Source organism: Haloarcula sp. Atlit-47R, assembly GCF_003665985.1.
GTDB lineage: Archaea > Halobacteriota > Halobacteria > Halobacteriales > Haloarculaceae > Haloarcula > Haloarcula taiwanensis.
Map to the genome: position 1 here is coordinate 25,030 of NZ_QPLQ01000011.1, position 11,749 is coordinate 36,778.

Annotated in this window: 11 protein-coding genes, 1 pseudogene and 1 CRISPR repeat array; of the genes and pseudogenes, 11 read left to right on the top strand and 1 reads right to left on the bottom strand. The window is 54.3% G+C overall.

Annotated elements, in window-relative coordinates:
- Positions 1 to 3 precede the first annotated feature (3 nt).
- From cas7b to cas2, 6 genes are all read left to right on the top strand, one after another.
- Positions 4 to 1,026, top strand: coding sequence for a type I-B CRISPR-associated protein Cas7/Csh2 (gene cas7b / locus DVK00_RS20465; protein ID WP_121578494.1), 1,023 nt, complete (start codon positions 4 to 6; stop codon positions 1,024 to 1,026).
- Between the two features lie 17 nt (positions 1,027 to 1,043).
- The gene (gene cas5b, locus DVK00_RS20470; protein ID WP_121578495.1) at positions 1,044 to 1,841 is read left to right on the top strand and encodes a type I-B CRISPR-associated protein Cas5b; all 798 of its coding nucleotides are present in this window, start codon (positions 1,044 to 1,046) and stop codon (positions 1,839 to 1,841) included.
- 39 nt (positions 1,842 to 1,880) lie between these two features.
- Complete coding sequence (locus DVK00_RS20475; protein WP_121578496.1) at positions 1,881 to 4,688, top strand: CRISPR-associated endonuclease Cas3''; 2,808 nt, start codon at positions 1,881 to 1,883, stop codon at positions 4,686 to 4,688.
- 84 nt (positions 4,689 to 4,772) lie between these two features.
- Entirely contained in the window at positions 4,773 to 5,324 is a 552-nt protein-coding gene (cas4, locus tag DVK00_RS20480) for a CRISPR-associated protein Cas4 (protein ID WP_121578497.1), read from the top strand.
- 1 nt (position 5,325) lies between these two features.
- Positions 5,326 to 6,318 (top strand): type I-B CRISPR-associated endonuclease Cas1b, encoded by a 993-nt coding sequence (cas1b, locus tag DVK00_RS20485; RefSeq protein ID WP_121578498.1) that lies wholly within the window; start codon positions 5,326 to 5,328, stop codon positions 6,316 to 6,318.
- 1 nt (position 6,319) lies between these two features.
- Complete coding sequence (cas2, locus tag DVK00_RS20490) at positions 6,320 to 6,580, top strand: CRISPR-associated endonuclease Cas2 (protein ID WP_121578499.1); 261 nt, start codon at positions 6,320 to 6,322, stop codon at positions 6,578 to 6,580.
- A 136-nt stretch (positions 6,581 to 6,716) separates the two neighbouring features.
- Positions 6,717 to 8,445: direct repeats of the CRISPR family, unit length 30 nt; unit sequence GTTTCAGACGAACCCTTGTGGGATTGAAGC.
- 151 nt (positions 8,446 to 8,596) lie between these two features.
- On the opposite strand, the gene DVK00_RS20495 is transcribed toward cas2, so the two are convergent.
- Positions 8,597 to 8,962 (bottom strand): hypothetical protein, encoded by a 366-nt coding sequence (locus tag DVK00_RS20495; protein ID WP_121578500.1) that lies wholly within the window; start codon positions 8,960 to 8,962, stop codon positions 8,597 to 8,599.
- A gap of 191 nt (positions 8,963 to 9,153) precedes the next feature.
- Here DVK00_RS20495 and DVK00_RS20500 point away from each other — a divergent pair, with 191 nt between their 5' ends.
- The 5 genes and pseudogenes from DVK00_RS20500 to DVK00_RS22115 all read left to right on the top strand — a co-directional run.
- Entirely contained in the window at positions 9,154 to 10,026 is an 873-nt protein-coding gene (locus DVK00_RS20500; protein WP_121578501.1) for a ParA family protein, read from the top strand.
- A complete protein-coding gene (locus DVK00_RS20505) occupies positions 10,023 to 10,400 on the top strand; it encodes a hypothetical protein (protein ID WP_121538480.1) in 378 nt (125 codons plus the stop codon). The genes DVK00_RS20500 and DVK00_RS20505 overlap by 4 nt, the downstream gene beginning before the upstream one ends.
- Before the next feature lie 174 nt (positions 10,401 to 10,574).
- Complete coding sequence (locus DVK00_RS20510; RefSeq protein ID WP_101352104.1) at positions 10,575 to 10,943, top strand: UPF0175 family protein; 369 nt, start codon at positions 10,575 to 10,577, stop codon at positions 10,941 to 10,943.
- Positions 10,940 to 11,446 (top strand): twitching motility protein PilT, encoded by a 507-nt coding sequence (locus DVK00_RS20515; RefSeq protein ID WP_121578502.1) that lies wholly within the window; start codon positions 10,940 to 10,942, stop codon positions 11,444 to 11,446. The genes DVK00_RS20510 and DVK00_RS20515 overlap by 4 nt, the downstream gene beginning before the upstream one ends.
- A gap of 32 nt (positions 11,447 to 11,478) precedes the next feature.
- Positions 11,479 to 11,749 (top strand): annotated as a pseudogene (locus DVK00_RS22115) (transposase); the annotation flags it as partial.

Below are 11,749 nucleotides of genomic sequence, written 5' to 3' on the forward strand. Positions count from 1 at the left end.
CCAATGACGACACTCAATCGCTCCGAACTCCTCTTCGTGTACGACGCACAGGACTGCAATCCGAATGGCAACCCCATCGGCGACAACCGACCACGACGCGATCCGGACACTGGCAAGGGTATCATCACTGATGTCCGACTCAAGCGATATCTCAGAGACCAGCTACAGGATGATGGGTTCGACATCTACGTGAAGAAAATCGCCGGTGAATCACGCACCCGAACGACGCTTATCAAAGATGTCCTCGGTGGTGTGAGTGGTGCCGAAGACCTCGAAGATATCGAGGATATCGGAGAATCCTTCTTGGAAGCAGCGACCGACGTGCGATACTTCGGCGCGACCCTCAGCTTCGAGGCGAGTGACGATGAGGAAGATGAAGCCTTCCGAGGGGCGCTCAACAGTGCGTTTCCGAACCACTACCAAGGCCCGGTCCAATTTCTCCCCGCGAAGTCACTGAACGAGGTCGAAGAGAACGAGGAGTATGATTCGCTCACGAGCGTTATTTCGACGGGTGAAGGAAACCGGCAGGGTGGCTTCGATCTCGACGACAAGCGTATCAAGTACGGTATATTCCCGTTCTATGGCCTAGTGGACAACCACGGTGCAGAAACGACCAACCTGTCAGCGGCTGACGTGGAACGACTCGACACACTCTGCTGGCGCGCACTCAAGAACCAAACGACCTCCCGCTCGAAACTCGGGCAGGAACCACGTCTCTACCTCCGCGTCGAATACGCCGAAGACGACTACCACATCGGGGGGCTCCAGAACCTGCTCGACCTCGATGATGGGGATGACCCCCTCCGATCCATCTCAGACGTGGTGCTGGATGTGTCCGATCTCCTATCGACGCTCGATAAGAATCGAGACCGCATCGAAACCATCCATCTCATCGGCGATGACAGAATGACTCTGGACACTGGCGACGAAGCGATTTCCGGGGATCAGCTCGCTACAGAACTCGATAGCAGAGGGCTCGATGTCCACGAAATTGATGTCGTCGACGAGCGCGATCTGGCACGGTAGGAGACACTGATTTACCAATGTGTCCACAGATTGATGCCGACGGAATCCCCGACCATTGCCTGTCATTCACGGTGAGTTCAAGCTGGGGTCATTTCAAACGGGTTGGCCGAACGGTGACAAAGCAAACATACCGGATCCCGCCACGAACGACGGTCGCTGGGATGCTAGCTGCTATCGTCGGTGCCGAGCGGAATTCCTATTACGAGACCTTTGGGGATGACAATGCCGCGATTGCGATCACACCCGAGTCGGACCTCCGCACAATCAATATCCCGACAACCGGTCTCGGGACGGATCCTGACCAAGATGTGACGACAACAGCCAAGAAGCGGCGGAATTACTCCCTGACGTACCAAGAGACGACCGGGGATCGCCAGCTGCACGCCTACGAGGTGCTCGCGGACCCCAGTTACCGTATCGATGTCGCCCTTGAAGACGAAGAATTCTATCAAAAATTGCACGACCATCTGGAAGCAGGGACAAGCGTCTACCCTCCGAGTCTGGGGAAATCAGAGTATCTCGCGACCATCGAGGATGTCCAAGTTGGACAGGAGCCGGAACCGGCATCGAGCAGCGGACCATACGATATCGATTCGGTAGTCCCGATTGAGCTGGCAGACGCGATACCACAAGGTGGCGTTGCTTACGAGTCCGAACGGTCGCCCGCAGTCATGGAACGACATCAGGGTGGCCGCCGTACGACTCGCTTCGATGATTACGTCTTCACACGCCGTGCGGATGGAACCGTCAAAACCGATGCTGGAACGGACGTGAAGCCAGTAGCAGTCGGCAACCGGACAGTCGTCTTCCGATAGAATCAGCCCCACAATTAGCGATTCCCATTCAAACAGGCCATGGATTTACCGTTAATTTCCCATCCAAATGTCGATGAGGGCGATGCATACCCGTCCTCACAGCTCACTGATGATGGAGCGCTCCGACTCGATGCCCATAATCGAACTGTCGGGGACCGTGCTGTTCGGCTATTTGGTCCGGATGACGACCGTACACAGTATCTCCGTATCGCAGCCAGCCTCCATGACTTCGGGAAGGTGACACCACAGTTTCAGGCCCACGTTCGACCGGGGGAGAACTACGATGGCCCTGACGAGGAGAAAGCCCATGCCCGCCTAGGAGCGCTTGCGACTTGGTACGTCCTCGAGGAAGCAGATGCTCCACTCCGCGACCAGCTCGCTGCAACGCTGGCTGTCGCGCGACATCACCAGGCACTACCCAATGCGGCGCAGTACACTGGCGAAACATTAGCCCGTGCAGTCGAGGCATCAGCCGACGTACTCCAGGCCCAGATCAATCGCATCGACGAAACATGGCCCGAGGCTGCGGATGATCTGTTCAGATGCACAGGGTCTGATGCATGTTCATGGGCTGAGTTCGCTGAGTGGGCGCGATCAGGTGCGGCGGCTGCAGCACTCCAGGACTGCAGTGTGCGCGAAACACTCACCGATGTAGAGCCAACCCCTTCCCAACTTCCGGATTCCCTATACGACCGGACGATACACTACTGGGCTGCCCTCACCTTGGCCGACAAATCCCACGCGATGGGGGTTTCTGAAGACCGTGTCTTTGATTTTGATACGCTTGATCTGGAGACGCTGGAGCGGCATATCAACACCCTCCGCCAGCAAGAGGCATCATCGCCACACGAGGCACAACTGAACGACGAACGGGAACGTGCTCGTCGCCAAGCGCTGCGAGGAACTCATGAATGGCTCAATCAAGAGCAAACAGATATCGCCACACTAACCCTCCCAACGGGGCTAGGCAAGACGTTTACCGGACTCTCAGCAGCTTTCGAGGCTCGTTACATTCTGGATGAAATCGATACCGAACATCCTGATAATCCCCGGCCAGTAATCTACGCGCTCCCCTACACAAGTATCATTGAGCAGACGCGGGCATTATTCGAGGACCCGGAATTGTGGGGGGCTGACCCGAAAAAATCCGCTCTGACCGTCCATCACTACCTCAGTGAGACGGTTGTTTACGCGGATGAATACGACGCGACAGATGTCGACGAGAGTGATGCAAGCGAGACAGCCCAGTTCCTCGGTGAAACGTGGCGAGATGGAACGGTCCTTACGACTTTCGTCCAGTTGTTCGAGAGTTTGACCGGGCCATCCAATAGACAAGGCCTCAAGCTTCCATCTCTCGACTCGGCGTTGATTATCTTAGACGAACCACAGGCGTTGCCGAAGGACTGGTGGGACGGGATTGAGCGGCTGTTACAGTTGTTGACAAGTGAATACTCTGCAGAAATCATCGCCATGACTGCAACCCAACCGAGCCTATTCCGTGAGATGGAGACTTCGTCTTTGCTTGAATTGGGGGCGGCTCATGACCAGAACGACTGTAATCACTGTAGGAATCAACCAGCATACGACACCGAACTGCCACCGACAAGCCAAGAGAGTTATTTCAACGAGGCCGACCGTGTCCGGTACACCATCGACGAGTCTGCACTCTCTCATCGACTTGAAACCAAAGAGGAATTCGTCGAGTACGATACAGCGGCGTCCCGGATCCATGAAACGGCTGCACAGGCAGACTCTGTCCTCGCCATCTGCAACACTATCAAGAGTTCACGGCAGCTCACACAGGCCGTCAGCCAACATTCAGATGCGGTCCATCTCGGTCCGGTCCTTGAAAACATCCTTTCAGCACCCGATGCGAACGTCGCCGAGAGCGAGATGAACCCTGGCGAGATCGTCAGTGAAGTACTGCAAACCGTTGGGATAGAAGACCAGTGTTCCGACGAATCACCGGCCCGCAATCAAGAGGTCCCGTCGCCACAGGGACCGTTCGTACTCACGCTCAACTCCAGATACCGTCCGTTCGACCGACAAGTAATCATTCAACTGGCCCAACAGCTCTCAACTGGGCCCGTACCGTTCATTCTTGTCTCTACACAGGCTATCGAAGCTGGAGTAGACATCAGCTTCGAGACGGTCTACCGAGATATTGCCCCGTTAGACAGTATCGTTCAAGCTGCGGGGCGGTGCAACCGTGCGTATGAGTGGGGGAAAAACGGTGGGCAAGTTACTATCTGGACTCTGGCACCCACCGGTACTGATGCAGCAAACCCGCCAGCCTACTGGGTCTACGAACGGGGGTCCACTGATGCTGGGATGCCCGATCATCTCCGTCTCATTTCAGACGTCCTGGCCAAAGTTCCAGGTCAACGTGACGTTGCTGATATCCATCTGTCGAAGCATGCAGTGGATCGTTACTTTGAGCAACTGTCCCGCCGCTCTCTTGACGATGGTTCTATCCGAGAGCATATTGACCATGCCGAGGGGCGCTGGCTTAGTCAGCAATCACTAATTGGCGGCTATGAGACTGCCGACGTGTTGGTTGCGATCAGTGAGAGTGAATCTCAGACGCTTGATCGAATTACTCAGATGTTCACTGATGGAAACCCGAGAGCCTACGACCGATTAGAGGACCTCTCTCATCTTCGCGTCTCTCTTCCGGCGAAGGTAATCGATGCAAATCCCAAGCTCACCCGTATTGATGGACAAGGCAGGAATGATGACGGAGTCAATGTCTTTCGATTCAATGGAACTAGTGGGCTGACCTATACTCTGGAAGATGGTGGACTGAGAGCGGCCGAAGAAAGTATCCAAGATCGATTCACTATTTGAACTAAGCGAGCTAGAAGTATTTTATCAACTGAAAATAGTGTATTTGACAGGTACTTCTCAGGTGGCCGAACAAGGAGAAGGTCAATGACCGAGCTAAGCACAATCGACCAATACATCAGAGATGAACGAGAACCCGGGCGGGAACCAGAGACGCGGATTACTGGCCTAATGGTCCAGTACTATCACGTGTGCCAACGAGAACTATGGTTCATGGCACATGGTATCGACATCGACCGAGAGACGACTAACATCCAGCGGGGGACACATATCGACGAAACAAGCTATCAGGACTCTAGACAGTCGTTTATGATCGACAATAGGATCCAACTTGACGTTCTTGAGTCAGGAGATGTTATGGAAGTGAAGGTCTCTTCAGCCTTGGAAAAGCCCGCGAGGATGCAGCTTTTGTTCTACCTCTGGTTCCTTGATAACGTATATGATGTCGACAAAGATGGTGTATTAGCATATCCGACAGAACGCAAGCGCGAGACAATTCAACTTGATGCTGCGAACGTCGAAGCGGTTGAGAACACGATACGCGGCATTTTAGATGTTGTAAACCAGGATGCCCCACCAGAATTAGAGAAGAAATCATACTGCGATAGCTGTCTGTATCAGGACATTTGCTGGATGTAACATGACCAAACCCAACCATCACATCTTCGCCGACGGTGAACTGTCTCGGAGTGAAAGTACACTTCGTATCGATACGCTGGAAGGGGATACCGAATATTTACCCGTTGAATCAGTCGATTCGCTATACTTACATGGCCAAATAGATTTCAACACTCGTACACTCGGTCTGCTGAATGAACATGGCATCCCGCTCCATATCTTTGGATGGAAAGACTACTACAAGGGCTCGTATCTACCCAAGCGGGGGCAAGTGTCTGGAAACACAGTTGTCGAGCAGGTTCGAGCTTACGATGGCCACAGGCGGCTCAATATCGGCCAGAAAATGATTCGAGCCAGTATTCACAATATGCGCCGTAATCTCGTCTACTACGACGGACGTCGAGGAGATTTCTCAGATGCGATTGCATCGCTTGAAGATTTAAAGGATGAGACTGCTGACACGGATGATATAAACCAGCTCCGAGCTGTCGAAGGGAACGCTCGAAGCGCCTACTACGACTGCTTCGATCAGATCTTGCGTGACCCGTTTGAACTCTCTAAACGTGAGTATAATCCACCCACAAATGAGGCGAACGCGCTTGTGTCCTTCCTCAATGGAATGGTCTACACAACCAGTGTGTCAGCTATTCGGAAAACTGCACTCGACCCGACGATAGGCTTCGTACACGAACCTGGAGAGCGACGCTTTACTCTGTCTCTCGATATTGCTGACATATTTAAACCCATATTGGCGGACAGACTCATATTCCGACTCGTGAACAGGCAACAACTTTCGCTATCGGATTTCGAAAGTGAACTGGAGGGTTGTCTGCTAACCGAATCAGGGCGTATGACCGTTTTGGAGGCATTTGAAGAGACATTAGACGAAACTATTGAGCATCCTCGTTTAGAACGAAAAGTCAGCTTCAAGACCTTAGTTCAAACTGATGTATATAGTTTGAAGAAACATATTCTCACTGGAGAATCGTACCACCCAACGGAACGGTGGTGGTAAGATGCAGGTCATCGTTGTTTATGATGTACCCGCCGATCGAACCCATATCTATCGGAAGCTACTTAGAAGACAACTTGATCATCTCCAGAATTCTGTATTTTATGGTGAACTGACTAAAGGGCAGGTGACGGCGCTGAAACAAGATCTCAAAAAGAAACTAGAGACTGATGATGAGGTGGTGGTTTTTGAATCCACGAATCCAGCTTCATTCGAATTCACGACGTACGGTGACGTCGACGATCCCGGTAGCCGTTTTACTTGAGGTTGTTCTTGACCTCTGGTAGAGGAGAATCTTGTTTCAATGGACCCCCTGGGGGAACCGTGGGGATTAGGGGTCGATGAAAAATACCATATCGAACCACGCTGTAGGGACACATTAGCCCCGCAAAACTGGGCGGGTTTCAGACGAACCCTTGTGGGATTGAAGCCAACGTTGGTCGTTTGCATCTGGATCAAGCGATGCGCGTTTCAGACGAACCCTTGTGGGATTGAAGCAACCTGTATGTCCCCGGTGAGCATCGTGGACCCGTGTTTCAGACGAACCCTTGTGGGATTGAAGCGTTTCGCCGTAATGAGGTCTCCGAGGGATCGCTCGAGTTTCAGACGAACCCTTGTGGGATTGAAGCGACCTTTTCCGTGACGATTTCCGCGCCGTTGTCGTCGAGGATGTTTCAGACGAACCCTTGTGGGATTGAAGCTGCGGTCAATTGCGGCTCGGTTCGCCCACGACGGAGTTTCAGACGAACCCTTGTGGGATTGAAGCTACCATCGTCGTTCGTCCCGTCCTGTGCGCGGTAGTTTCAGACGAACCCTTGTGGGATTGAAGCAAACGCGTTCTCCGCGAGCACGGTGTCGACGCGCTGTTTCAGACGAACCCTTGTGGGATTGAAGCGGAGCGGACATTCAGAAGCGTCTGACGAATCGCATGGTTTCAGACGAACCCTTGTGGGATTGAAGCAACCCCTATGTTGACGATTCAAACTAAACAGAAAGGTTTCAGACGAACCCTTGTGGGATTGAAGCCTGAAGTGCAATCTGGCGAACTCGACACGTCAGGTTTCAGACGAACCCTTGTGGGATTGAAGCATCGACGGGTCACGCGTGCCGGACGACAGGAAAAGTTTCAGACGAACCCTTGTGGGATTGAAGCATCGACGGGTCACGCGTGCCGGACGACAGGAAAAGTTTCAGACGAACCCTTGTGGGATTGAAGCGCGAAGCCGGCGCTGTCGAACTTGTGGACCCTCACGGTTTCAGACGAACCCTTGTGGGATTGAAGCACGTCGAACATTTGTATCCAACGACGTGACGCCCAGTTTCAGACGAACCCTTGTGGGATTGAAGCGACGCTGGCGCACCGGTTCAGGAGGTTAAGATGGTGTTTCAGACGAACCCTTGTGGGATTGAAGCACATGGCAAAAGACAACAACAGCAAGAAACTGTTGTTTCAGACGAACCCTTGTGGGATTGAAGCGACTTTGCGGAGTACCGACATAAAGGCAATGACCGCGGTTTCAGACGAACCCTTGTGGGATTGAAGCAGTGGGTTGTCCGTTCGTGCATACTCGTTGAAATCGGGTTTCAGACGAACCCTTGTGGGATTGAAGCACTTCCGTGATACCCACTAACAGGTAATTGAGATTTGTTTCAGACGAACCCTTGTGGGATTGAAGCGTGGCCTGCCAGTCGATACCGCCGAAGCCCGAGTTTCAGACGAACCCTTGTGGGATTGAAGCTGTGAGCGGTGACGTGCCGATACCTGAGTCTGCTGCGTTTCAGACGAACCCTTGTGGGATTGAAGCATCGGAGATGATTCCTGTCGGGCAGATGATTGCGAGTTTCAGACGAACCCTTGTGGGATTGAAGCGTCACCTCTTCGCCGTCATCGCCGGTAAACGACTCGTTTCAGACGAACCCTTGTGGGATTGAAGCGAGCAGCAGGCCGCAGACAGCGGCGGAGGCGGCGGGTTTCAGACGAACCCTTGTGGGATTGAAGCTGTTGCCAGTCCTGTGGCTGGCCGTGTATAAACCCGGTTTCAGACGAACCCTTGTGGGATTGAAGCGCCGACCGCGTGGACTGGATACCGGCGCAGGCCCGTTTCAGACGAACCCTTGTGGGATTGAAGAAAACATACTGCGGGGTTGAAGTCACAACTCCCGTGCTCAACTACAAGCTAGAGTTACAGCGATGATTTGACCGTTTCTACAGGCGGAGCAGGCCGAGTGCCTCGGGGCTTGACCCCGAGGCGGTTCACACACTGCCCCCGAAGTAAACACCCTACGCAGGCTTGACCGGCGCAACATACTGACTCTTGACCTTGTCACCCTCGCGCCATTGCAAGTAGTAGTACTCGCGATCGTCGATACTCTTCACTGTCAGCGCGCCCTTCGAGCGTTGTATTTCGGCCTGCTCGTAGGCGTTGGCTATCTTCTCGTCCCAGTCGTCCTCGTCGTCGGCCCATTCCCCGGGCGTGTCCACGCTGTTCTGGTCCTCGATCCCGCCGTCGCTCTCCAGCAGCACGGCCAGCTCGTCGACGGCGGCAATCGCGTCCTCGTGCGCATCACGACATTCCTGCTCCAGCGCCTCGACGTCGATTCGTTCCAGCGCCGACAGCGCTTGGTGAGCATAGTCTTCGTCGCCCATGCGCTAACCAACATGACCGCGCACAATAGCGTTTGTGTTGGTTAGTCTAGTCACACCCTGTTGCGAGCTTTCACACCCCACTGTTTCCGATGTATTACTAACTTTAGTTACTACCATCAGTTACACACGTTAGTAACAAGCGTTACTAACACACGCTAATTATTAGTAGTAGCAACATACAGTAATAACACATGCTGGCATATACGACGTACAGTGAGGCCGGCGGCGTCGGCAAGACAACGACAGCCGCGAACCTCGCGCATGCACACGCTCAGAACGGTCTGAAAACGCTCGTCATCGACCTTGACCCGCAGGAGGCGTCCATCTCCTACATCTTCGGCGTCGACGACGACCGCGACGACGGCGCTGCGGACAATCTCGTTCGTCATATGGTCGGCCGCGGCAAAGGCCCGTTTGCGGACCTCATCCGCGAGGACACCGGCGTGGAGAACCTCGACGTAATCCCGGCCCACAACATGCTCTCGTCGCTGGATACGACGATGCGGCGGGCGAAAGAGACGGAAGAGCAGATGAACCCCGACGCAGAGTGGGTTGAAGAGGAACAACTCTACCAACTCCTCGGTCGCAACGGCATCCACGAGCAGTACGACGCCATCATCTGTGACCCGCAGGCCTCCGAGGGGCAGGGTCTCTACAACGCGGTCATGGTCACGCAGACAGTGCTCATCCCGGTCGAACTGTCTGGCAAGGGCTCACTCAGTATCGACGGTCTGGAGCAGCTCGTCGACGGACTGGAGGACAACCTTGACATCGAGGTCGGCGTGCTCGGCATCGTTCCTGTCGCGTTCGGCGATACGACGGGCCAGCAGCAACATCTCGCAACGCTCGAAGAAGATATCGACTACGAGGTGCCGGCGGTATTCCGCAAGCGAGAGTCGCTGATGCAGGAGATGTGGGACGCACGGGCGACTGCCTATCAGGTGGTCGAAGAAGCCTACAAGGATGGCGAGAAGGGCGTCCGACGCGTTCCTGACCGCGAACACGCCACGCTCGAAAAGTACGACGACCTCGCGGCGGAAATCGAGGCGGTGTTCGATGCATGAAGTCCGGCGCTGGCTCCCCGTTCGACGACGACTTCGACCAGGAAGACGAGACTGCCGCCGAGCCTGACAGCGATACCACCCAGGCAGATACGGACCTGGAGACCAACACAAGTGCTGAACCAGCCGATACGACTGAACAACTGCCGTACAAGTATCGACGCGACGGCGTGCAAGACGGCCGGAACCACGCGAATCTGTTCCTCCGCGACGAAGCCGAGGCCCACGTCGAAGACGTCGTCGACGCGATGGACGAGACCTTCGAGTCTGAGTCCGTCTACAAAATCGACGTACTCGAAGCGATTGTGCTGGCTGCCAACGACGATACCCGAACCGTCGAAGACGAGCTCCGGAAGATGGGCTACGGGATGAAGTAACTCTCGCAGGACTCGGCGATAGCGAACCGCTCGTTTTCTCGCGTCAGCCCTTCTCTAGGGCCGATTCATGTCTGGATGGTTATAGCCGACAGTAGTTGAGACCAGTCGTCGCAATGCATATTGTATTCTGACGTAGTTCATAAATAGTATGAAGTCGTAGTCTATGAGAGAACGATGGCACGAATTACCGGTTCTTACCCAGATGACCTCGACCTCCTCATTGAGGGTGCTGTCGAGGCTGGTGTGTTTGGTGGCAAGAGCGATGCGTTGCGCGAGTTCGTGCGTGAATACTTTGAGGCCCACGAGAACGAACGGATTGCAGCTGCGGTCGCTCTCTACGAACGTGAGCGGATCACACTCGGTGATGCTGCAAGACTCGCTGCTGTCGACCGCTGGACGATGCGTGACATCCTCCGCGAGCACGGTGTTGAACTTCGCCTCGGACTCGTTGACGAAGACGACGCAGCCTACGAGGTAGAGGCAGCACGCGAACTCGAATTCGATGATGAGGACTCCTCTGATGAGGAGCCACGTGCTAAATGACAGGTAACGATCTCCCAGCGAACCCGAGCGTCTTGAACACGACTGTCCTCTCGAATTTTGCGTACATCGATCAGCTGTGGATAGTAGCTGACCTTTCTGGAATCTGTACGGTACCAGTCGTTCGTGAGGAGCTCGAACACGGCGTTGCTAACCACCCATATCTTCAGGAAGCACTCGATGCGCTTGACGACGAAATCCCAGTTGCGGCGATTTCGGATACTGTCGCAAACAGAGAAGCCGTTGTTGGGGAGCATCTCGATCCTGGGGAAGCACAGGCGTTCGCCCTTGCCGACGCACACGACGGTCGACTGCTGACAGACGACGGAGATGCTCGGTCGTTTGCGAAAGACCAGGGCGTGACCGTTGTGGGGTCGGTTGGCGTTCTGTTGGCTGCAATCGATGCTGGGAGGATCGACGAAGCCACTGCTGACGAGTGGCTGTCGAAGTGGATCGATGAGATCGGCTACTACGCCCCGTATCGAACGATTTCGGAGTATCGATGACAGGCTTGTTCGAAGTTCAAAACGCCTGATTAGAAATCATTGAAGATCTGCTTAACTCTGCCGAGAACCTCGTTCACGTCGATAACGTGCTGATGGACCGGGAGTTCGACAGCCAGCACATTCTGGAGATGCTCAGCCAGCGTGGACTGTCGTATGTAGTCCCGAAGCGGATGCAAACCAGCGAGAGAGCCCAGGCAAAGCGACTGCTCCAACGGGGTCAGGACCGATACGAGACTGGTAGGAAACTCCATCTCGGGAAGAATGAGTGGCACGAGACGACACTGATCTACCGACGGAAGGAGG